The organism is Halalkalibacter flavus, assembly GCF_036663575.1.
GTDB lineage: Bacteria > Bacillota > Bacilli > Bacillales > Bacillaceae_D > Halalkalibacter > Halalkalibacter flavus.
Genome location: NZ_JAWRVK010000007.1, coordinates 113,232 through 137,712 on the forward strand (window position 1 = coordinate 113,232; position 24,481 = coordinate 137,712).

20 protein-coding genes are annotated in these 24,481 nt (G+C 37.5%); 3 read left to right on the top strand and 17 right to left on the bottom strand.

All coding sequences use genetic code 11. The features are described from left to right. Positions 1-17: 17 nt before the first annotated feature. Positions 18-881: a sugar phosphate isomerase/epimerase family protein gene (locus SAY88_RS06885; protein WP_332630457.1), complete on the bottom strand. Its 864-nt coding sequence runs from the start codon at positions 879-881 to the stop codon at positions 18-20. Between the two features lie 387 nt (positions 882-1,268). On the opposite strand from SAY88_RS06885, the gene SAY88_RS06890 reads away from it, so the two are divergent. Next, a complete protein-coding gene (locus SAY88_RS06890) occupies positions 1,269-2,132 on the top strand; it encodes an AraC family transcriptional regulator (protein WP_332630459.1) in 864 nt (287 codons plus the stop codon). Positions 2,133-2,385: 253 nt separating this feature from the next. Here SAY88_RS06890 and SAY88_RS06895 read toward each other — a convergent pair whose 3' ends face one another. Further along, positions 2,386-3,393: a sugar ABC transporter substrate-binding protein gene (locus tag SAY88_RS06895; protein WP_332630460.1), complete on the bottom strand. Its 1,008-nt coding sequence runs from the start codon at positions 3,391-3,393 to the stop codon at positions 2,386-2,388. Between the two features lie 419 nt (positions 3,394-3,812). Beyond that, the gene (locus tag SAY88_RS06900; protein ID WP_332630462.1) at positions 3,813-4,661 is read right to left on the bottom strand and encodes an AraC family transcriptional regulator; all 849 of its coding nucleotides are present in this window, start codon (positions 4,659-4,661) and stop codon (positions 3,813-3,815) included. Positions 4,662-4,988: 327 nt separating this feature from the next. Here SAY88_RS06900 and SAY88_RS06905 point away from each other — a divergent pair, with 327 nt between their 5' ends. Continuing rightward, complete coding sequence (locus tag SAY88_RS06905) at positions 4,989-5,666, top strand: YczE/YyaS/YitT family protein (RefSeq protein WP_332630463.1); 678 nt, start codon at positions 4,989-4,991, stop codon at positions 5,664-5,666. A 108-nt stretch (positions 5,667-5,774) separates the two neighbouring features. On the opposite strand, the gene SAY88_RS06910 is transcribed toward SAY88_RS06905, so the two are convergent. From SAY88_RS06910 to SAY88_RS06925, 4 genes are all read right to left on the bottom strand, one after another. Further along, entirely contained in the window at positions 5,775-6,389 is a 615-nt protein-coding gene (locus SAY88_RS06910; RefSeq protein ID WP_332630464.1) for a YesL family protein, read from the bottom strand. 141 nt (positions 6,390-6,530) lie between these two features. Next, entirely contained in the window at positions 6,531-7,367 is an 837-nt protein-coding gene (locus SAY88_RS06915; RefSeq protein WP_332630466.1) for a carbohydrate ABC transporter permease, read from the bottom strand. A gap of 20 nt (positions 7,368-7,387) precedes the next feature. After that, a complete protein-coding gene (locus SAY88_RS06920; RefSeq protein WP_332630467.1) occupies positions 7,388-8,320 on the bottom strand; it encodes a carbohydrate ABC transporter permease in 933 nt (310 codons plus the stop codon). Between the two features lie 93 nt (positions 8,321-8,413). Further along, positions 8,414-9,709, bottom strand: a complete 1,296-nt coding sequence (locus SAY88_RS06925) for an ABC transporter substrate-binding protein (protein ID WP_332630469.1) — start codon at positions 9,707-9,709, stop codon at positions 8,414-8,416. A gap of 725 nt (positions 9,710-10,434) precedes the next feature. Between SAY88_RS06925 and SAY88_RS06930 the strand changes: the two genes are divergently transcribed. Beyond that, on the top strand, positions 10,435-11,190 hold the full coding sequence (locus SAY88_RS06930; RefSeq protein ID WP_332630470.1) for a PRC-barrel domain-containing protein: 756 nt from the start codon (positions 10,435-10,437) through the stop codon (positions 11,188-11,190). Positions 11,191-11,297: 107 nt separating this feature from the next. On the opposite strand, the gene SAY88_RS06935 is transcribed toward SAY88_RS06930, so the two are convergent. The 10 genes from SAY88_RS06935 to SAY88_RS06980 form a co-directional block, all read right to left on the bottom strand. Continuing rightward, positions 11,298-11,615 (bottom strand): hypothetical protein, encoded by a 318-nt coding sequence (locus SAY88_RS06935; protein ID WP_332630471.1) that lies wholly within the window; start codon positions 11,613-11,615, stop codon positions 11,298-11,300. 96 nt (positions 11,616-11,711) lie between these two features. Further along, positions 11,712-13,496, bottom strand: a complete 1,785-nt coding sequence (locus SAY88_RS06940) for an ABC transporter ATP-binding protein (protein ID WP_332630472.1) — start codon at positions 13,494-13,496, stop codon at positions 11,712-11,714. Further along, positions 13,483-15,252, bottom strand: a complete 1,770-nt coding sequence (locus tag SAY88_RS06945) for an ABC transporter ATP-binding protein (RefSeq protein ID WP_332630473.1) — start codon at positions 15,250-15,252, stop codon at positions 13,483-13,485. Before SAY88_RS06945 ends, SAY88_RS06940 begins: the two co-directional genes overlap by 14 nt. 477 nt (positions 15,253-15,729) lie before the next feature. After that, positions 15,730-16,662 (bottom strand): sugar ABC transporter substrate-binding protein, encoded by a 933-nt coding sequence (locus SAY88_RS06950; RefSeq protein ID WP_332630475.1) that lies wholly within the window; start codon positions 16,660-16,662, stop codon positions 15,730-15,732. A gap of 265 nt (positions 16,663-16,927) precedes the next feature. Next, the gene (locus tag SAY88_RS06955) at positions 16,928-17,128 is read right to left on the bottom strand and encodes a hypothetical protein (protein ID WP_332630476.1); all 201 of its coding nucleotides are present in this window, start codon (positions 17,126-17,128) and stop codon (positions 16,928-16,930) included. Positions 17,129-17,407: 279 nt separating this feature from the next. Further along, complete coding sequence (locus SAY88_RS06960) at positions 17,408-20,092, bottom strand: GH32 C-terminal domain-containing protein (RefSeq protein WP_332630477.1); 2,685 nt, start codon at positions 20,090-20,092, stop codon at positions 17,408-17,410. 44 nt (positions 20,093-20,136) lie between these two features. Next, positions 20,137-20,277 carry a sporulation histidine kinase inhibitor Sda gene (sda, locus tag SAY88_RS06965; protein ID WP_332630479.1) on the bottom strand — a complete coding sequence of 47 codons (141 nt, stop codon included), beginning with the start codon at positions 20,275-20,277 and terminating at the stop codon, positions 20,137-20,139. A 41-nt stretch (positions 20,278-20,318) separates the two neighbouring features. Continuing rightward, complete coding sequence (locus SAY88_RS06970) at positions 20,319-21,284, bottom strand: carbohydrate kinase family protein (protein ID WP_332630480.1); 966 nt, start codon at positions 21,282-21,284, stop codon at positions 20,319-20,321. A 111-nt stretch (positions 21,285-21,395) separates the two neighbouring features. After that, the gene (locus SAY88_RS06975; RefSeq protein ID WP_332630481.1) at positions 21,396-22,841 is read right to left on the bottom strand and encodes a glycoside hydrolase family 32 protein; all 1,446 of its coding nucleotides are present in this window, start codon (positions 22,839-22,841) and stop codon (positions 21,396-21,398) included. Positions 22,842-22,860: 19 nt separating this feature from the next. Further along, positions 22,861-24,462 carry an extracellular solute-binding protein gene (locus tag SAY88_RS06980; protein WP_332630482.1) on the bottom strand — a complete coding sequence of 534 codons (1,602 nt, stop codon included), beginning with the start codon at positions 24,460-24,462 and terminating at the stop codon, positions 22,861-22,863. Between the last annotated feature and the right edge of the window lie 19 nt (positions 24,463-24,481).

Consider the following 24,481-nt stretch of genomic DNA (forward strand, 5'->3'; position numbering starts at 1 on the left):
TACAGTTACATTCTTACTTAAATGTTTAATCCCTCTTTGATGGATTTCAGCGTTAGCTCATTTGACCATTCTGGTCGATCAGGATAAGCGAAGACTGAATTTGTTACAATTCCATCAAATTTCATTTCTCTAAGCTTGCGATATAATGCATCAAAGTTTACTTCCCCTTCACCAGGATTTAGGTGCTGATGAATGGTTACTTTTGCATCAGGTGGATTCACAATATAACGTAATCCAAATGCCGCTTTATGATTAAGAGTGTCAGCAATGAGAACATGATCTAATAAATCTCCTGCTTCTTCTAAGTGTTTCTCTACATCGCCAATTCCATCATCATAGAAGAACGCATGGGCAACAGAATAGACCAACTTAATCCAATCTTTATCGAGTGCACGGATCATTCGAATTGCTTCTGTATTCAACTCAATGAAATCATTCGGATGCGATTGTAAATTCAGTCTAATGCCTTCTTTTTCAAAAAGTGGCATGAGTTCATACATTGATTTCACAAAAGCAGCTTCACTTTCAACCGGACGACTTATGTCACCAGCAAATTCACTGTTCATTAAATCGACTCCTAATTCAGAAGTGATTTCAATACAACGCTTCCAATTTCGCACGGCTGCTTGACGTTCTTCCTCATTTGGAGAAGACCATTGTTGAACAGGAAGGACCGAAGAGATCTTCACCCCAGCATCTGAGCAATATTTCTTAAGATCTTTGATCATCTGCTTATCTACCTTTGGATATTCATAAAACCAAATAAAATCTTTACGTGGTGATAATTCTACATATTCATACCCTAGACGAGCTACGGCATCGATCGTATCTTTTAAATTTGTGTTATCACGAAAATGTGACGGATCATAAGCTAAACGCATGTAAACTTCTCCTTTCTTTGTGGGAAAATATCCACACCATAAAAAATCCAAAATTAACTTTCATCTGTTGATGTAAACACTTAACACATAAAAGCGATAATCATTACAGGTCTCATTCTTTTAACCTCATTAAGCCCTTAAAACACCCTTTGATTTGTAATCGATTTCAATAGATGCATTTTCTTGTGCTCATCCGCAATTACAACTTTAGTTTAATGCATATTTCTCTTTACTACCCTGTAAATCTTTGCTCGAAAAATGTATATTCTTGCTTTTTGATTATTTTATTTTTAGTTGTCTATAGCGTTTTACATTCTTTTATTGATGAAATATACTAAATGCACACATGATTATTTTGAAATTTACTTATTTCTAAGGGTGATAAAAATGAATTATTACATTCCAAATGTAGAACCAGGACTCAAGACAAAAAAGGGATTATATTTTTATGAACCTTCGGAATTAACGAAAAAATTGTACTTTTATGTACTATGGGGTGGGGAATATATCGTAGATGCGCCTTACAGCATTAGGCGTGATTATATGGACTCTTTTCTCATTTTTTTTATTAAAAGAGGATCGATGCACTTTCATTATCTTGATCAATCATTTGTTGCAAAAAAAGGTGATATTGTCCTATTAGATTGCAAAGAAAAAAACAATTATCATGTAACAGAAGAAGCCGAGTTCCAATTTATTCATTTTTCAGGAAAAGGTACACAAGATTTATATAACGAGATATACCAAAGACAAGGTTGTCTATTTACACTCCCTTCCGATAAAAACAATATTCCTGATATTTTATCGCTCTTGGCATCAAACCAAGAAATTGACTTTAACATTTCCTTAGAAATTTATGAGTTGTTAGGGAATTTATTAGAAAGTACACGCAACACCTTTGAAAGCAGAGATGCAAACATGGCCAAAGTTCCTCCGGAAATTCAAGCAGCTCTGACTCATATAAATGAAAATTTTTCATCTAAAATTACGATCGAGAAGCTTAGCGAAATATCGAACTTAAGTACTTCTCATTTTTGCCGAACGTTTAAAAAATATATGGGAACTAGTCCATACCAATATATACTAAATTATCGTTTAATTCAGGCTAAGAATTTATTAGTGCAAACCAATCTCTCAGTAGAACAAATAAGTGAGGATTGTGGTTTTTATGGGATAGGTCATTTTATTAAAGCATTCTCTAAATCTACGGGGGGGATGACTCCTGGTAAGTTCAGAAAAGTTTGCTTTTAAAAACCGTTCTTTATACCAATTTGTCTTTTGTAAATTTAATTTTGAATAATAACTAAAAGGGGATGTCTCAAAAGTTTATTGACCTTTTGAGACATCCCTTCTTTTGTTAATTTTTAAAGGCTGTTTTCGCATAATTTGTTGTTTTCCTTCACATGTTCGTTCCATTGCGCTCCATTTCACTTATGAGGGAAAACTATTTCATAGCCACAATCTTTACAGCCTTTTTAAAAGAAAATAGAAATGTTAACGAGTTCTAGCTGGTTATCACTTGATGATGTAAATCACTTTGTCTGAAAAGAGGGCCTAAATCTGAGAGCAATTTCTTTAAAAATTCTAGCCTTCGCCTTGCATTTTCCTTAACAATTAAATCAACACCACTATCGACATGCATTTCAAACGTATCTCCATTCGTTACTTTTAATGCTGTTAGAACACTTAAATATCCCATATCATATGGGTTTTGTACGACAGTACCTTGTAACGTGCCTTTTTCGATTAATTCAAGCATGTCAACAATTCCATCCGCTCCAATAACCGGTATGTTTAAACCATCTTCTTTTAGCGTCTCCAATACATGGATAGCACTGATATCATTGACGGCTATAACCCCAGCTAAATCCGGGTGATCCTGTAAAATCTCTTCTATTGCTTCTTTTATTTGAATTGGATCATTGGATAATTCAGAGATACTCGTCTTTTCTGATGCAATATGGATCCCTACCGCCTCTAAACTAATTTTTGCACCATTCATACGTCTACCTGATATCACTGGATTATCTCCTCCTATCATGGCAACTTTATCACCAGGCTGTAGTTCGGATGCTAATAACATCCCTGCTTTTCTACCTAAATCATAGTTATCGGTACCAATGTAGGCCGTCTTATTTTCCCAAGGGTCATCCGTATCCAAAAGAAGAACTGGTATATTCTGGTCAGCAAATCGGTCTAATACTGGTATTATCGGATCTGGAGAGATAGGAGAGACAATTAATATATCCGGCTTTTCTTTCAAAACGTTCTCTAACATTTCCACCTGTTCTTCAACAGTACCATTTATAGGAGCAATTACACTCCCTCCTAATCCTAAGTCTTCAAATCCCTTCTCAACACCAGCTTTGATAATTTGAAAATACTGTGAATTTAACTCTTTTACAACAACAACAACGTTCGTTTTTTCTTTTTCTTCTTTAAACGAAATAAAACTGACTACAATAGCAGTAAAAATAAAGGTTATAAGTAAAAATATTGACCGTTTCTTCAATTCTTCCCCCTCCTCTCTTTAAATACTTGTATATATAGAATTTGTAATCGGCTATATCATGCTCAATCCGAAGAAAATTAAGTGAATAATGAATAATGTAAAGATACAGGTTGATAAAAATCTTTACCTAAATTCACAAAAAAAGTATACTGTAGTAATTTATCACAAAACCATGATTGAATTTTAGTGATATGTTGATTAACTCTTGGTTATTTTTGATAATATTAATATGAAAACCCTTTTCCGTCAATTAAAATATAGTTAAGTCTTTGACAGTGCCTCTGAAGTCTCTGCACTTCTTTTTTAAAAAATTTGTTTGACTTATAGAAAAAAAACGGAACAAGCCTAAGCCTGTTCCTTCAAAAGATATTTATATTATTAATCCAATTTGTGATCAAATAAAATCCAACCATTCCCTATTATGTTTTTCCATTCATATCCAAACGTTCTTTTGTTTCACTTCTTTTAAACTGAAGAGGGGATTCACCCATTGTTTTTGTGAAGATTCTTGTAAAATAGTTTGGGTTTTCATAGCCTAGCAGACTAGCGATCTCCCGTACTTTCATATTGGTGTTAATTAATAGTCTTTTCCCTTCTCCCATCCTTCGAGAAATCAAATAGTTAATAGGCGAATCGTTGTACATGTCATTAAATACATGCGATAGATAATATGGGTTCATATGAAATTCGCGTGCTATTTCATTCAAGGTCAAATGTTTATGATAATTCTTATCCAAATATTCTTTAATTTGCAGCGCAAGTACGACCGTATCACTTTTTGTAGGATTAATGTTATCCAGCTGAACCATTCTTTGAATGAGAAGAATGATCGAAGTTAAAAAGTTTTCGCTGATCGTTTTGTGTCCTTGGGCCTGAATCGTTGATTCTTCAAATATCATCGAAAACAGGGTCTCTACCTTATCTGAGTATTTGTTTCTTTCAATATGCGGGGACACTCCGGTTGGAAGAACAAAACCGTCGGGAAAACCTTCTATTTTTAAATTTGAAACACCACAATAAAAAGCCTTTAAAGGGTGCACAGCTGAAGATCTTTCTTCATGAAGTACCCCTTTGTTATAAATCAGCATATCCCCTTTTTTGGCAGTAAATGGCTGCCCGTCTATCCGGAACTCTCCTTCTCCACCAAATATATAGATGATTTCACTAAGATCATCATGCTTATGGCTTGGGAAACTCCAATTAGGTTTATCACTTATTTTCCCGATATATGCCAGGATAGGGGGGTGAGTAATCATTTTATTTTCCATGTAAATCCCCTCTTTCATTCCAAGTCTCTCTCTATTCTATCATTTTTTATGAAAACCCTTTCTATAAAATAAAGCAAGATATGGAACAATTTTAATCATAATAACAAGATGTTTAATTGTTTTGTTCCTTCAATCCTTTTATGATTATTTCAGTTTAAAGCGACTAACCTACCTCCTCAACTACCGTTCTAATGGGGATTAAACTGATTAAATCAATCACTTCGTTCATCCTGAAGAAGGTATAAATGTTTTTAGGAGTAATCAAACAGCCGGAAAGAAGAGCAAGATGTTTCATATAAAATTACTAGAAGATTAGAGGGGATTACCATGTTGTTAAGAAGGATCATGTTCTTTTTTATAGGTCAATTTATTTTAACCTTAGGATGTTCGTTAATTATAAAAGCGAGTTTAGGGGCATCACCTTGGGAAGCTCTTGCCATTGGGCAATCACAATTATGGAATTTAACCATAGGTACATGCGCGGTGATTAATGGAGTTTTGGTCATATTAATTAATTCCTTAATATTAAAGAAAAAACCAGAAATACTTTCTGTATTAACGATATTTCTGACCGGATCTCTGATCGATTTTTGGCTGTTAATCGGTCTAAAAAACTTTGCTCCTCAAAATCTCATTGTTCAAATTATGGTCGTGTTGACAGGTATTATGATTTTAGGGATAGGGGTTTCAATTTACCTGCAGGCAAAATTTCCTGCAAACCCAATGGATCGTCTGATGCAGGTTATCCATGAAAGGTTCGGTTTTAGTTTAAGAATCGCAAAATTAATTGCAGAAAGTTTTGCACTCACTCTTGCATTTTTCTTTGATGGCGCGATTGGAATGGCGACCGTTCTTGTGGCCTTCACTACGGGATATTTCATTCAGTTTTTTTATCCAAAATTTGAATTCTTATTCTATAATACTCGTCAGGTGTTGTTCAAGAATGAGTTTACTCTGTTTTTCGTTAAACTTAGATCTAAAAAAAATACGCCTCTCAAAACGTGAGAGGCGTGTCAATACTAGCTTATTAAACACAAGATGTAAAGAATCCAGCTTCTCCACCTATATGGATTCCCCCCAGAGAATTACCGCTGGAGCTCTTACCTCTCTTTATTACGTCGTACTTATCTGCTCATGATTCAACTTTCTAAACACATGGTTGCATATATACATTTGGACGAATGTAATAGGGACAATTCCAAAGATGAGCGTCAACTGTGGAAACCTGACATACATCATCGTTAAACCTGTTATCAGCACGACTTGTAAAATGGTATATGGGAAATAGGAAAGACCAATCTTTACTCCAATAATGACGTAATGAACGAGCTGAAGCTGATAGTTTGCGATCACAGGGAATACATACAAACTTGTTAGGATTAACAAGAAGGTAAAGGTAATAACAATCCCATACATCACGAATTTAAGCAGCATTTGCTCCACATACGGGATGTAAAACCAATTCAAACAAACAATGAAACTCGCAAACAAGACGATCCAGCCTAGATAATTAGATGTTTTAAAGTTTTCTTTATAAAACTTTTTAAATAAGACGCTTACCCTTTCCGTATCTCCATGTTTCAACCAGTAGCGAGCGACCGCATAGACGGCTGTTGTCGCAGGAAAGAAGCCAAGTACAACCGCTCCTCTAAACAAATAGCCAATCCATAAAATATGGAGCTTGATTACTTCCCACAGCCATTCAACATAAGTCGTAAATTTAAACATTGAAAATTCCCCTCTCAACTATTAAAAACGGATACCTAAACGTAAGGAACAATCCCTTACATAGCCCATCGCAGGGAAAGGAAAGGAAGATGCTAGGTTCTTTATTCTATCTAGTATCCCCTTTCTATCTTTACATTTCACTTAACTTTTAACAGCACCCTCTGTAATCCCTGCAATAAATTGTCTGTTAAAAATTAAGAAGACAATCAATATTGGAATCGTTGCTAAAAACGTCCCTGCTAATACCATTGGATAGTCGGTCGTATAGGCATCGTTTAATGTTCGTAACGCGATTTGAATGGTATGAACGCTGGAGTCTTTTAAAACAATTAATGGCCATAAGAAGTCGTTCCATGCATTCATATACGTAATAATGCCTAGCGTAGCAAATGCCGGCTTGATTGCAGGTACAATTATATTCCAATAGATTCGTAAGTGGTTACAACCATCTATTTTTGCCGCTTCAATTAAATCGTTCGGTATCGATGTCGCAACATACTGTCTCATGAAAAATACGCCAAAGGCACTTACCATACCTGGTACGATTACAGCTTGTAGCGTATCGACCCATCCTAATGAACTAATAATCATAAACGATGGGATCAAACCTAATTGCGGCGGAACCATCATCGTTGCCAGCAAAAAGATAAAAAAGAACTTCTTTCCTTTAAACTCTATTTTGGCAAAAGCATACCCTGCTAATGAACTAAAGAATAGTACAAAAAATGTAATGGCGGTTGAAATCACAAACGAATTCCAAAGCGCTCCGAAAAAGTCGATCCGCTCAAAGACTTTCGCCACATTTGTCATAAATTGCTCCCCAGGAAGTAGCACTGGAGGAATTTTATTTACTTCCGAATTCGTATTCGATCCGATTACAAACATCCAGTAAAACGGAAATACTGACAAAATCGATGTAAAACCTAAAAAAAGATAAAGGGCTATTTTAGGTAACTTTCTTTGTCCTGCTTCGTTCATTGTTTGTCCCTCCCTAATGACTAAGATTTAATCCGTTGAGTGATAAACAGATTAATGAGTGAGAAGATGATAATGATTAAGAATAACACCCATGCAATCGCTGATGCATATCCAAATGCAAAACGAGTAAACGCTTCTTCATAGAGGTATAGAGTCATCGTTAAGCCTTGGTTACTTGCACCGCGTCCAAATAGGAAAGGCTCTGCGAAGATTTGCATTCCCCCGATTGTTGATAAGATCACTGTAAATAAAATAATCGGTTTCATTAGTGGGATCGTAATAAAGAAAAATTGCTGTGTTTTGTTAGCTCCATCGATCGTTGCCGCTTCATACATATCTTTTGAAATCCCTTGTAAACCAGCAAGATAAATAATGGTGTTATACCCTACCCAACGCCACATAACCATTGCAGAAATGGCAACATGTGTTCCAAGATAAGAGCCGCTCCAATTGATTGGATCGAATCCGAAAAGAGTCACGACATAGTTGATGACACCATAATTCGTTCCAAACATCGCGGAGAAGATAATGGCAACGGCTACAACAGACGTAATATTCGGCATAAAGACTGCCAATCGAAATAGTCCTTTTCCTTTTAAAAACGCTTGATTTAATAAAAAGGCTAACACTAATGCAAGCATAAGCTGAGGTACCGTTGAAATAAACCAAATGCTGAATGTATTTCCAACCGCTTTCCAGAACAACGGATCATTCGTGAACAAAGCGATATAGTTATCAAAACCTATAAATACCTTCTCACCTAAAATATCCCATCTATGTAGAGAAAGATACGCGGTAAAAAAAAGAGGATAGACACCAAATATAGCAAATATGATAAAAAAAGGTGATATAAACGCATACCCAGCGAGCTGATCAAAAAGTTTAGGGTTTTTCTTTTTCGTAACGGATACCGGTTTAGTAGTACTTGTTTCTAATGCACTCTTTGTCGCCACAGCAAAAACCTCCCTTTTTAGACAAAATTCCTTTAAAAATATAAGAAGCTGTGTAAACTCAGCTTCTTATATTTACTATTTAGAACAATTTCATTAACGAGATATTTGTCTCTTTGCTTCTTCTACAGCTGTATTCCATGCTTGCTCAGCTGTTGCTGTTCCATCTTCAATGGATGCTACAGCATCACGCATGATTATATTGAGGGCTCTTGTTTCAGGAGATCTGTACACGTATTCAACACGCCCGGCAGCTTCTGCTAACATGCTTCCTAAGTCGTCACGAGTGAAGAATGGATCAGAGAAAGATTGTAATTCCTCATTGTCATAAACACTTGGCGTTGATGGGAAGTTCCCTCTTTCTTTAAAGATTTCTAGTTGTTGTTGTGGTGCATTTAACCACGCAATGAATTCATATGCCGATTCAGCATTCTTGCTTTGAGCTGGTATCGATAATAGTGATCCACCCCAGTTACCTGATGCTTCAGGAATTTGTGTAACATTCCATAAACCTTCTGTTTCAGGTGCATTATCTTTAATTTGTTGTAACATCCAAGGAGGCAGGAATACTGTAGCAAAGTCGCCGCGTGCTACCGCTGCACCCCACTCTGTAGATTCGCGTTCGATATTTGCAGAAATATCTTGTGCTTCTACTGCTAAATCCCATGCTCTTTTGATTTGTTCTGATTCTTCAAGGATAAAGTTCCCTTCCATATCAAAGTACTGCTCTTGACCTTGATCACGCACAACGCGGAACATATCAGAAGCGAAGTTAAACATATATCCACCAGTCGCTTCTTTAATTTGACGTCCAGCTTCAATATACTCTTCCCATGTGCCAAGAGCTTCACTTACTTCATCTGGATCAGTTGGAAGTCCTGTCTCTTCAAAAATATCAACACGATAAGCCATTGCCATTGGACCTACATCTGTTGGGATACCTAGTACAAATGATCCATCAATAGAAGATGCTTCTCTCCATCTCCACTCTAGGTAATCACCTGCAATGTCATCTGCACCATAATCTTTTAAGTTATGAAACTGATTTTGATTCTCTTTTAACCTTTCAATATATTCTGACTCAATTACCGCTACATCTGGAGCTCCAGAACCTGATGCTAGAGCTGTTACTAGATTTTGGTGATGGTCACCGTAAGGAGTTTCTTGTAATTTAATCGTTACATTTGGATTTTCCTCTTGGTATTTTTTAATTTGTTCATCTAAACCCATACCAGGGAATGCCCACATCGTCAATTCGACGTTTTCACCAGAAGAAGCGTTTGAACTATCAGTAGTAGATTCCGTTCCCCCTGATTCATTAGAAGATGAACAAGCAATAAGGCCAAGCGATAAAGCTAAGGTTGAAGCAACGTAAGCAATCCTTTTAAACAACACAATCGACCTCCTGTTTTTTCTGTTTTTTTATATTAATTAGCAAGGCTAACTAACACCAATGAATAACTTTGCTTTGAGACAACCCGCCATTCACCTTAACGATGCAGCAATTGATAGCAGTCTCCTTTAGACTTAATTGTTAGCGCTTTCATATTAAAGATAATTCTTAACTATCAGTAGTAGTTTCAGACCCTCCTGATTCATTAGAAGATGAACAAGCAATAAGGCCAAGCGATAAAGCTAAGGTTGAAGCAACGTAAGCATCCCTTTTAAACAAAACAATCGACCTCCTGTTTTTTCTGTTTTTTATATTAATTAGCAAGGCTAACTAACACCAATGAATAACCTGCTTTGAGACAACCCGCCATTCACCTTAACGATGCAGCAATTGATAGCAGTCTCCTTTAAACCCTGATTGTTAGCGCTTTCATATTGAAGACAATTTTTAATAGACCGATTCTTATGTATTAAATCCTTAGTCTAGTAAACCTTACATTAATTTGAATATTTCCGTTTACAAAGTTATTGTATCACCATTAACTTAGTTTGTCTATCGGATCAACGAAGTTTCTTTAAAATTTTTTTCAATAGTGGTGACAAGGATTGACACCACAAAAAAAGTCTAGCAATAAGTATATTCCCCCTTTTCTTGCAATATATGTTTATCCCATCCGAAAAATGGTTATCTAACAAATACACCAACTAAAAAGGAGGAGTTCATCATGCTTTACAAAGCTAGTTCCATTCAATCTTGTATCGTACAAGCTACAGACGGAGAATTAGGAAAAATAAAAGACTTATACTTTGATAGTGAAAAGTGGACGGTACGCTACTTAGTTATCGATACACGAAAATGGCTGCCAGGGAAAAAAGTGTTAGTATCGCCCGTCTCCTTCGATAATGTTGCGTTAGTTAACAGTAGAATTTCGATATTCGCATCAACAGATCAAATTAAAAACAGCCCTTCTGTAGGAGAAGGAGAACACCAGCCGATCACTCGTCTGCAGGAGATAGAGCTTCATCGCTACTTTGGCTGGACACCTTATTGGATTGGAGAAGGTCTATGGGGACCTGGCAATATCCCGATCTTATCTAATAAGGAAGAGGAGCACTACGATACTCAACTGGATGATCATCATTCCTATGTAAGAAGTGTCAACGAACTATCAGGTCAAATGTTTGGATATAACGTGGTTGGAATGGACTATGAAGAGTTTGGACGTGTCATCGACTTTGTCATTGACGATAACTCATGGGTCATACATTACTTAATTGTTGATACAGGCAATTGGTTACCTGGTAGAAAAGTAGCTATCTCACCTGAATCGATCGACTCGATTCAGTGGATTGACAAAGAGATCATGATTGGCTTGAAAGCTGAGGAGATGGAAGAACAGTCCACCGAGAGTGACTCTGTCTTGGAATTAGAGGAGATTCCGATCGATAACTTGAGAACAAGACATCTATTAAATAAATAATGATAAGTAGACGGTGAAAAAGAAGGAACCACCTATGTAATGGCGGTTCCTTCTTTCACTGTACGGATTCGTGCTATTCATACGTAAAATCACTCACTCTTGCATTTTTATTCGTTGGCGCGATTGGAATGGCGACCGTTCTTGTTGCCTTCACTACGGGATATTTCATTCAGTTTTTTTATCCAAAGTATTTTCTCTTTTTCTTTTGTAGGCAAAGACATCCTGAACTTTCTCTTCAATACATTAACATTCGAACTAATGAATTCTACTTTTTTATAAGGTTTTTTACTAGAGTTGTTAGTTCCATCAAAATGAAGGGTCATTTTGAACAGGAAATGACCCTCTTTTGAAATGACAGCTCGATACGTTCCAATATATTCCCCATCTGCATTATGTCCTTTAATTTTTCCGATCCAGATGTTCATTAGATTCATCACCCTAAAATAAGTAGAGATTTACCTTTCCATATCAATTAACTTCTTAAAATGTCAAAGTCTTCTCTCTTTCCATAAATCGAACACTTACCCGGCTTCTATAGAATGACCTTGGTAATTAGACAGTTTCCAATATTGACCCTTCTTTTCCATTAATTCATTATGAGTCCCCTTTTCAATAATTCTACCATTTTCAATATACAAAATTTTGGTAGCGTTCTTAATAGTAGAAAGACGGTGTGCAATAATAAAGGATGTTCTTCCAGAAAGCAACGTCTCCAATCCTTTTTGTAAGGCAAGCTCCGTTTCCGTATCGATGCTTGATGTTGCTTCATCCAAAATCAAAATTTTCGGGTCAGCGAGTAATGCTCTTGCAAAGGAGATCAGCTGCCTTTGCCCAGAAGAAAGCCTTGTGCCTCTTTCATTTACTTCTGTAAAATACCCATCCTCTAAACCATCGATAAAGTCATGGGCCTGCACAGCCCTAGCTGCCCGAATCACTTCTTCATCCGTTGCACCGAGTCGACCATAACGAATGTTATCCATGATCGTACCAGAAAAAATAAATGGATCCTGAAGCATAATTCCCATTTGCTCTCTCAATGAGGCAAGCGTAACCGTTTTAATATCGGTCCCGTCAATTTTGATTTGTCCGCTTTTCACGTCATAAAAGCGGCTAATTAAATTGACAATCGTTGTTTTCCCCGAACCGGTTGCACCAACAAGCGCAATCGTATCTCCTGGATTCACCTTGAAATTGATGTGATCGAGAATTCGTTCTTCTGTTTCATATCCAAAGACCACCTGGTCAAACTCTACTTTTCCTTTAATCGGCGGAAGCATAGCAGCATGAGGATCACTTTTTACAGTTGGTTTTTCATCAATGGTTTCAAAGATTCGTTCCAAGTAAGCCATTGCAGTAATAATTGCATTATAGAAATTCCCAACATTCGCTAACGGTGCCCAAAACATCCAAATGTACCCAGTAAATGCAATCAACGCTCCTGCTGTCACTCCACCATCTCCAATTGAAGCGATCCCAACCACATAAATAAACGATACGGTAAGAACAGAGATATTATCAATCGACGGCGATAAAAGAAATTGAATTCTCACCGCCTTCATCCATGAGCTTCGGTAGCTATTAGAGACATCCCTAAAAATTTTCTTGTTTTCTTCTTCTCTCGCAAATGACTGCGTAATTTTGATCCCATTAATGCTTTCGTGAATATACGCATTTAAGTTTGATTGCTTGTTGCTCAGTCTCTGCCAACCCCTTCGTTGCGCATTTTTCAAAATAAATACAATGGTTGCTAGAACAGGAAGCCCAGCTAATGTCAGAATTGTTAGCTGCACATCAATGTAGAGCATGAAACCGACAATGACCGCAATACTGAAAAGATCTGTAATGAGATTAATAATCCCATTTGACAGCAAATCACTCAATGAATTAACATAATTCACAACTCGAGCTAAAATCTTGCCATGAGGCCGGTTGTCATAATAAGAAAAGGAAAGCTTTTGTAAGTGGATAAACAAGTCCTTGCGAATATGTTGGATCACACTCTGACCAATCCGGGCCATAATGCGAATCCTGTATTTCATACAAACCCCAGTGACAATGACAGCGATTAAATAAATGCCTGCCAACATGACAATTCCTCCTGTATTGCCACTTGGAATCTCTTCATCAATCGCTTGTTTAATCAAATATGGACCAAATAAATTAGCCAAGCTTGCAACGAGCATCAAGAAAACCGTCAGAGCCATTAGTTTTTTGTATGGCTTTACATAACCTAACAATCGTTTAAAATGAACGAGTCGGAAAGGTGACTCTAATTCTTCATCGACATCAAATTTATTGCGTGCCATATCCGATCACTTCCTTACGATGATGCTTTTCATCAACATTTCCATATTGGTTTTTACAAAGGGTATAATAGTACCCTTTGTTAGCAAGCAATCTTTCATGTGTTCCTCTTTCAATAATCCTGCCTTTTTTCATAACGAGAATGAGATCGGCTTCTTTTACTGAAGAAATTCGATGGGCAATCATGAAGCATGTTTTGCCCTGACTAAAGGTTTTCAACGTCTTTTGAATACGAAGTTCCGTTTCCATATCCACACTCGATGTTGTATCATCAAGAATGAGAATAGACGGATTTTTCAGCAACGCTCGTGCTAGAGCAATCCTTTGTTTTTGCCCTCCGGAAAGGCCTACTCCTCTTTCTCCAACAATCGTGTCGTAGCCCTCAGGCAATTGCGTGATGAAGTCATGAGCCTCTGCCATCTTAGCCGCTGCTTGAATTGACTCAAGCGAAGCATCAGGAACTCCATAAGCAATGTTTCCTTCGATCGTGTCTGAAAAAAGGAAAGTATCCTGCATGACCACTGCTGTGTTTTCCCGTAAACTCCGAATATCCCACTTCTTTATGTTCTGTTTACCAACTCGCACTTCTCCGCTATCAGCATCATAATACCTGCAAAGAAGGTTGATGACTGTCGTTTTACCAGCTCCCGACGGCCCAATCAACGCGATCGTTTGTCCGGGATTTGCACGAAAACTAATGTCTTTTAACACCTCCTCCTCCTCACCGTAGCTAAAGCTAACATGACTAAATTCGACTACACCAGTCGAATCACTTCCTTTTTTGGACTGAACAGGACTGGTAATGGTCGGCTCTGTGTTTAGCAAGTCTTCAATTTTCTCGGCGGAAGCAATAAATCTTTGGACATCATTAATTAACCAACCAGCCATTCTCATCGGATTGTTCAAGGCCCAGATAAGGGAGTTGAAGATAACGAACTCACCAAAGGAAAGCGAACCGCCAATCACCATAATTCCACCAACTAATATCATCAGAACCATAAGCAACCCGGCAAGTGAATCCAAAACCGGCAAATACTTTTCCCATACTTTCGCAGATTGAAGGTTTTTCTCCTTAAATGCCTCATTTTCCACAGAAAATTTATCAATCTCATACTTTTCCTTGGCAAACGCTTTGACGACCCGGTTTCCACTAATATTTTCCTGTACAACCGAGTTTAATCTTGCAAACTGTCCTCGAATCGCTGAAAATGTCGGTTTTACATCGTAGGATAATTTGTACGCAACAAATCCAATGATCGGCGTAACCGTTAACAGCGTGATCGTTAAAGGAGGATGAATATAAAACATAAATGCGATCGCAAAAAGGAGAATCGTACTATTTTCAAAGATCATGTAAATTGACCATGCGGTAAAGTGCCGTACCGCTTCCATATCCCCTGTCATCCGAGCCATAATATCCCCTGTTTTCGTCTTATCATAAAAACGGAAATCTAACTGATGCAGCCTATCATACAGCTGCTCTCTTATCTTGAAAATGACACTTTGCGAGAGACTCTCAAACATCAATTGATACCCATAACGGATCACCGATTTGAAAAACATGACACCAATCATCAACCCTAATAATGGCCATAACAAGCTTTCTCTCTGTCCAAATATCACCTCATCAACAATTTGACCCGCAAAATAAGGGTTCAGCATATTTAAACCAGAAACAAACAACGCAAGTAAAAGTCCAATTGCATATTTCCCTCGGAATCTTTTAATATATCCCCAGATCCATCGCAAGCTTTGCATCCTTTTATACCTCCATCCATTTACAACAACCATAGTTAATATATCGTGATGATTTTTCATCAATAAGTTGGAATGAATTCATAAACAATGAATAGTGTGACGTACAAATTGAAGCAAATTCATGGATGCGCTTTAACATTGAAATACGTTAAGTTAATAAACGATCATTCCCTAATCAAATCGAAATCATATTCTTTAGAGAAGTAGTTGTTGTAGCCATTGTCTAATAGTATAAATAAAATCTATCCTTCGACTTTCAAATATACTCTTTCCTCACCAAATTATTCCAATTTTCGAATAACTGATTTAGAAGCCCCTGCTACTATTGACTGCCTTTTGGAAACTACTTTTCTTTTAGAATTTGAACTGACTTCTTTTTGCAGTTAAATTCAAGCTCTAGGTCATCACAAAAGAGATCCCTCTTAACAAGAGAGACTAGTGAGAAAGGTGAAAACTAACATTTTTCACTAGCCTCTATCATTTCAACATTCTTTTCTGGAACTCTAACCTTTGTTTCGCATTGCCTTTAATGATGATGTCGACTCCACTATCAATATGTTTGTCAACATTTTCACCATTTATCACTTTCTTTACGGTTTCAACGCTTAAATAGCCCATATCATAAGGATTCTGTGCTACGGTCCCAGGTAGCTCTCCTTCTTCTATCAATTCAATCATATCGTTCGTTCCATCTGTTCCTATAATTGGCATGTTCAGCCCATACGCTTCCATCACCTCAAAAGCAATTAATGACAGTGTGTCATTGGTAGCGATAATCCCTTTCACTTTAGGATGAGTTTCTATAATTTTTTCAATCTCTTCTTTGATTTTCAATGGTTCAGAATATACATTTACTTTTTTCGCAACAATTTCAATTCCTGCATCCTCTAAACTTAAAGTAGCTCCCTGCATCCGTTCAGATGCAACTGGACTATATAAATCTACTCCTATTAATGCTACTTCATTTCCAGGCTGCAACTGTGAACCGAGTAACGCTCCTGCTCTTCTACCTAAAGCATCATTATCCGTACCGATATAGGTTGTTTTATTCTCCCATTGATGATCGGTATCTAATAAAAAAACAGGAATTTCCCTTTCAATAAACCGTTCTAAAGTAGGAATACTATAATTTGGATACATAGGGGAGATTATTAAGATATCAGGTTTTTCTATTAGAACACGCTCTAACATATCAACCTGCTCTAAAAATGATAAGTTAGTGGGAGCAATAATTTCACCCTCTATATCAAAATCCTCAAATCCTTTTCTCAAACCCGCTTCAACAATCCTCCAATATTCCGAATCTAAATCTTTTAATACAACGACTACTGTAGGTTTTTCATCAATTGATTTAAAAATAAAAGACAACGCAACGATAACTAGAGGCAGAACAAATAACCTTTTTACCATTTGATACCCCGTCATTTCATATTTCTAGGCAATGCTGTTTCATTAATAAGGAAAAAATATAACCATAAACACCTTTACCTGTTAATTAATTTTTAGAAAAGATAACGCTTAAGTTCTATTCTAGTCTTGTTTTTCACTTTAACAAAAATGCTAGAGCGGAGAGTTCAATTTCTTTAGATGTAAACATTTAAAATATTCGGGAGTTAAAATCGATTATAATTAAGAGGAAAAACCCTTTCTTTAAGCTCACAGCACCACGTAAGCCTTAAAAATATCCCCTAGTTGCGTAACTAGAGGAATTCCTTATGGCTGCCTTATTTCTTTCTAACCTTGTATTTATTTTCTCAACTGCTTCCTTAGCCGAAGCCTCTACATCTTTCCCCCCTATGCCAACTTCTTCAAATAATGTTTTAATGGCATCACTTACAACAGGATAAGCTGGTGTATCTGGACGCCCTTTTTTCATCTATCTCCCTTCCTTTCAACGTTCGTTTAGTTTCAAATGATTTAAGACTCAGCATGTAGTGGCCCAAGTACATATTAAAAATACAATACTATACGACCCTGAGTTAGAAAACCATTCAAATGGATTGTATCTATTATTTTTTCGATGTTTCTCTTTCTGATTGTGTCAGCTCTTATCCTGTACTTCTTTTTTCTACCCGTAAAAAAATATGTCTCTCAAAATCTGAAAAAAACGTTTTTTTCTATTATCTATTTAGTGTATTGATCATCCTTTTAACTGTCATTTATTCAATGACTCCGTCTTGTGTTCGATAATATAATTCGCCATTCTGACCAACTCTTCTTTTACCTCTTCAGCAATTTGCCTTTCAATTCTTTGCTGAATGTATTCCAGAAAATTTTGGACGCTTTTATAGCCTTTTTCTTCTTGCATTGTTGCCTGATTTGTTTTTCCGTCATCATAAAGCTGTTGTGCGCGCTCAAAATGTTTTTGAGCGTTTTCTAAATGAGACAAAGAAGACTGCTTGATTCCAACTGGAGTAATATCAGCTGTTTTAACCATTTCAATTACATCCTGAAGACAGTAAATTTCTGAAGTAGTACTCTGTATGACGTAATTTGTAAAATCGGCCTCCGTATTTTCACTTATTATCCCTACACTGATGTTCCCTACCATCTTTACTGTTCTTTCATACATTTCTTTATCATTAAAATAGAAGGTAAACGTATCCCCCAATTTCTCGACTTTTAATGCTTGTGCCTCTTGAAGATTTGTGTCTTGTGGTAATCTGACTCCTTCCCAGCCAATCGCTTCACCACGAAATTCTGCATACGTTTCTAACATATTGATATCTTTGTTAAAAAAGGCAGACACCGTTGTCTTTTCTTCGTCCGTAATCGTAAGTCCGTATTTTGGGAAGCCCTCTGCTCCTTGATTGACCCATTCGATATCAGCAGAAACGAGGAAGTCACCAGTCATAAGTTCTTCTCTATACAATTTGGCCCATTCATAGCTATGTTCAAGGCGACTCGTCACACTTGATTCATTAATAATGTTCCAATGACCCGACTGCTCCCCAGATAGAGGAGAAGGTCCCCAACCATCTATATAAGCTGAATTGCTGCCATCTGAAATCCGAATAATCATTTCTTTTGAATTATCTCCATTCGGATCACGTATCGTTAGGTTTGTTAATCCTGGCTCAACACCGGTGATCAATACAGTTTTATCATCGATTTTGTTCATTTCGACCATTCCTGGCTCACTTACTTCCCACTCAAGTGGTTCGATTTCACCTAACCAATCTGGCTTAACGTTTGCAATAATCTCTTTTGACTCGCCAATATTTACATTCAAATACTCTTCACTGACCACAATTCGTTCAATTTCCCCTTCGGCCGGAGCCTCACGCCACGTCGAATGTAAATGGAAGAAATCGAGTGAGACGACCTCAACACTACCACCTTCTGCATACAACTCAATACCACTATTGGTCGGTTTTGTATAAATCAGATTTGTGAAAACTATTTCTCCGTCATCGATAAAGAGTTCCACTGAAGATTCATCCACCAAACCGCGAATTTTAATCTGTTCTCTCTCCGCCAGAAAGTCTGCTTCAAACCGTTTTCCAAATTGGAATAGTTCACCATTTCTATCAATTAACCAATCAAGTCCTGCATTCGTTCGATCTAGGAAAATAGTTTCTGAATTCAGATCAACACCAACGACCGTTTCTTCCTCAGCAGATTGTCGGAGGCGTATCCCAAATTGTTCAACTTCTTCCCATTCGATAACTGCTTCAAACTCGTAGGATACTCCAGAAAAGTCTTCTATTACCTGTTCCCCCTCTAAAGTAAAAGAGTCTATCGAATGTTCGGTTGCACGAATGTCCTTTAATTCCCTAATCGGCTCTTGGAATAAGCGAATGCTACCGTCCTCAACTGTTCTTAAAGTTACTTCACGTGGAATCGACATCGAACCCATCCAAGGATAGGTCGGCGACTGATAAGGGTAACGCCAATTAGCCATCCACGCCAACCAAATACGTCGATCGTCCCCCTCTGCAAGTTCGTTAAATGACTGAGCTGCATAAAAATCTTGACCAAAATCTGTAATTAGTACCTCTTCAGGTCGGTTATCATTTGTGAATGTATATCCATCAAATTCTCCAATAAAATATTGATTGGTCGACCCGTCCGTGACATGATTGTCTCCAACACTTACTGTAAGCACCCATTTTTGCTTTTCTTCATTCCCATCGACCGGTAAACGGAATAAATCCGGCGTTTCCCATACAGCAACATGAGTACCGTGCTCATTGCCTTGTTCATCTACACCAAATTTACTTTGGTACTGCCAATCAATTAAGTTAGGAGAGTTATAAAATGTAACACTTTTATCTGTAGTGACAGCCATCACCCATTTTTCCGTTTCTTCATGCCAAAATACTTTCGGATCACGGAAATCTTTTATTCCCGGATTTTCAATGACTGGATTTCCTTCATAGCGCTCCCACGTTCGTCCATTGTCTTTGCTATAAGCAATCCCTTGAGATTCGCCTCCCTCTGTACTTGTATAAATAGCTACCATACCTGCTTCTCCATCAAAAAAGCCAGTCGTATCGTTCCAATCGATGACTGAAGTTCCTGATAAAGCCTGGCCCAGTTCATCATGCTCTAACGCAATGGGGAGGTGCTCCCAATGAAGCATATCCTTACTGACAGCATGTGCCCAAGTTCCCATTTTCTGGTGGAATAAGTGATATTCTCCTTCGAAATAAATGAGTCCATTTGGATCAGCAAGTCGCCCCTGTGGAGTTGAAAAGTGATATTGCGGACGGTATTTTTCTGTGTAATAATCACCAGTAACAGCAGCGAACGAGGCAACATCTGACCTCGTTTCACTAACATACCCTACAATCATAATCAGTGCCGTAACAACAACTAGTACGTATCTTTTCTTCATAAAAAATGACAACCTCCTCAACTTTCGGGCTTTAACCCTATCTACTAATTATTAAGAGGCTGAAAGAAAGCCCCCCTCTTTGCTAACTCCATCTCCAATATTTCTATAAACTCTTCATCCAGACCATTTTCAACGGCTTTGTTGTATGCTTCAATTAAGACTTCATCTAGTACATGATGTAACACCAATACTGTCTCCTTTTGCGAGGTTTTTCAAAAAGGGAGAGTCACCCTTTTTGAAAAAACTCTTCATTTGTTGGTATCGCAAATATGGCTCCTACTCTCGTACAAACAACTGCTCCTACCTTATTACTAAGAGTCGTGATCTTTTTGATTTGGTCAAAGTCCCCTATTGTTTTCTTTGGTTCTTCTTCCTTAGCTAATTGATAAAGCATAGCACCGACAAAGGCGTCGCCTGCACCTGTAGAATCTATCGAAGTAACTTTTATACTAGGAATGATCTCTTGCTTTTCTCCATTCGAAATCAGTGTTCCGTTTTTCCCTAATGTCACAGCAACTAAGCATGCTCCTAGTTGTTGGAGAACTTGAACACCTTTTGTTAACTCGTCAGCACCAGAAATGATACTTAGTTCTTCATCACTGACTTTGACAAAATCAGCTAGGGCGATTCCTTGCTTAACGAGATCCACAAAAATGGATTCTCTTCCTTTCCAGAGGTCTGAGCGATAATTAGGGTCAAATGAGATAAACTGCCCTTCTTTTTTAGCCGATTGGATCGAGTTCAAATAAGTAGAACGAAAAGGGTCTTCTAATAGAGCTGTCGCTGAGCCAAAGTGCAAAATGCTCGCTTCTTTTAGTTTGTCTTGATCTAGCTCTTCTTCAGATAAAAAGGCATCAGCCCCTCGATTAAAAACAAAATCTCTTTCTCCATTCTCCTTTAAAGAGACAAATGCTAACGTTGTAGGATTTTCATCATCTAATAAAAGCATTGATGTATCTACCTTTACGTCATCTAGTGTCTTTTTTAAAAAGTGACCAAACGGATCATTCCCAACTTTCCCACTAAACATTGCCGTACCGCCAAGTTTGACAATCGTCGCGCATACATTAGCCGGGGCACCACCTGCCTGTTTCTCAAAATTCTGTCCACCGACTAAATCCATTCCAATATCTGTACAGAAAAAATCTATTAATAACTCTCCTATACAAATGACGGATGAGTTTGAATTCATTCCTGTTCACCTCTGTTTTAGTTAATGTGATAGAAAAAGGAGGAAACATAGAGAGGATAACTCACCCTCCTATAACCGTTTCCTCCCTGATGTCTTACATTTTTTCTCTATTTAATTACAAGGGATTGAGACGTAACCAGCAGCTTTAATCGTTCCATTAAACGTATGAATCGAGATCGCTTCACAAGCTTTATCCGGATACACTAAACTTGTTAGAGAATACTCCCCATCATTAACTAGTAATTCTAAAGATGAAGAGTCAACAACTAAACGGAGTTGAACATTGTCAGTATTCTCAAGCTTCACCTCTTGATCGAGTAAGAACATATCCGAAAAATCAATTTGTCCAGACTTTTTACGGTCTAACACCAATACGTTCTTTACTGAATCAAATGTAATCGTCGTATATTGCTCTTTTGTATGATGCACAGTGATGCCAAATTGTTCTGCATCCACTCTCTCAAGATTTAAAGTCAAATCAACATACGATTCTTCAACTTTTACTGTTTTTGTTCGTTCTACGATACACTCGTCAATGTCAACCTTTTCAGAGAAATAAGAATTGAGTTCTCCTACCAATCTTTGAATAACTTTATAGCCTTCTCCAACTTTACGAACGGCAAGCTCCCTTGGTAACGTCATCTGACTGCGCCATCCCTCTGTTGGAACTTGGTTGGCATATCTCCAATTACTCATCCAGCCAAGATAAATGCGTCTTCCATCCTCATCTGGAATATCAGAGAAGCTAACTCCTGCATAATTGTCTTTTCCAAAGTCTAGTAATTTGATTGATTCATGGTCCGCTGTAAAGGTGGAACCATCAAAGGAGCCAGTGAAATATTGTGTAAAGGACCCCCTGTCAAATTCAGGATTGTCTCCAATACTCACAATCAAAACCCATTTCTCTTCCTCACTGTCTTCAATCTTTAATGTAAATAGATCCGGGCATTCCCACACGCCATCATGAGAACCAATCCCCTCTCCAAATTCACTTTCAAATTTCCAATCTATTAAGTTTGGTGACGAATAAAATGTGATCGTTTGACCTGTTGCTAATGACATAATCCATTTTTTTGTTTCCTTATACCAGAACACTTTCGGATCTCTAAAGTCTACTTTCGTGTCATGACCAAGAACTGGATTCCCTTCGTACTTTGTCCAAGTTCTTCCTTTGTCGTGACTGAAAGCTAAACTTTGTGTTTGAACTGGCGGCTTTTCTTCTATGCCATCTAAATGATGCGTGAAAATTGCGACTAACCCTGGCTCTTCTGGAAAAAAACCAGAAGTATTATTCCAATCTACTACAGCACTACCAGAGAAAATCGTTCCATGTTCATCTGGATATAATGCAATATCTAGCTCCTCCCAAGTAATCATGTCCTTACTAACCGCATGACCCCAATGCATAGGCCCCCATGTCGTTCCATCCGGATGATATTGAAAGAATAGATGGTATTCTCCTTGGAAATACACCATACCATTAGGATCATTCATCCAATTCTCTTTAGGAGCAAAGTGTAATTTTGGTCTGTATGTTGCTAGGGAATTTACTGTCAATTTTATAACCTCCGTCATTTTATTCTGCTGCGCGATCATATCCTGCTTGTTTAATTTCTAACCATTCTTGGAAATTAAGACGATCTAATTCGACTAAATAACCTTCCCATTCTTCTTCCACTTTCCCATTTGTGATCCACTCTGCTCGTTTTCTATTAACGAAAGGCATTAAATCTGCTTCAATTGTCGAAAGTCGATCTAGTTCCTCTCTACTATGAAAGACTCTAGGATAAATATTTTCTGCTTGCATGTGTGGAACCATCACTTCTTCCATTAGACCTAGTCTCCATGCAGCATCGTCTGGTTTCGTTGTTACCGTTCCATAATAGCTATCTAGTATTGCTAAAGGGCCGCCAATAGATGTTCTCTCTCTCAATTCAACAGGTGCGGTACCATCTAACGGAAGGTGCTTTAACATTTGAGCGTTTTCATCAAACTCGAAAATATTTTGTTGCGAGTCATCCCCATACGTGCCCCAGTTGTTTTGTACTGATTGAGTCGGATCATACAGTTGATCAATCCATTTGGCTGTTAATTCAAGATTTTGATTTGCACTTGTAATAACCATTCTTGAACGGTCAAAGCCCATTCCATTTGTTCTTGTTACATTTATGTGACCATCAGGACCTGCTAGTGGAGCCATTAAATCATAATCATCGTTCATACCTGAAATATTTCCTTTATCCCAAGTGAAGTACAACCCATAACGTCCTTCTTGTCCTTTAGCAACATATCTCGGCCAATCTTGTTCGAAACCTTCAATATCCAGTAAATCCTCTTCATATAATTCATTCATGAATTTAATTGCTTCTTTATACCCTTCGTCTGCTGCCGTTAGTTTCACTTCACCATCATTTGTTACAACAGTACGATCCCAGTTATCACCTAGACCAAAGGAACCAAACAAGAATCCTGGATCTTGTCCACCATCATTAATGATAAAGGACATCGGAATCGTTTGTCCGTCGCCAGCTGGATCATGATCTCTAAATGCAATTAGTACTTCTTTTAATTCATCAGTTGTCGTTGGCATATCTAATCCTAATTCATTTAACCATTTCACATTAATCCATGGGAAATTATCAACGGAGTGAATACTTTCTTTTCCTTCTCCGAGCTCTTCAATCCAAGGGAAAGCATAAATGTTTCCGTCTGGAGCCGTCATCATTGCTCGATACTGTGGTGCTTCCTCTAACACCGCTTGTAAATTAGGCATATAATTATCAATTAAATCGTTAAGAGGAATAATGGCTTCGTCTTTTGCTAAATTTAATAATTCATAATCACTATAGCCTGCATTAAGTATTGCATCCGGCATTTCACCACTAGACATCGCTAAATTTCTTCTTTCACCAAATTGTGCTCCTGTAAAGTTTCTCCACTCAATATGAACCCCTGTTTCTTCTTCAAGGCGCTGAAAAATTAATTTATCATTTGGATCCTCAGGTGCTAACGGTGAGCTTTCTGTTAAAAATTTTAATGATACTTCTTCTTCTAATGGAAATGAGATATCTGATAGCTCATAATCCTCAGACCATGTTTTTTCAGAATTGCCGCTACATGCAACGAGCAGTGACGTTCCAATTAACATTGCTGACATTGTTTTAACCATTTTTTTCATAACAATCCCCCACTTTTCT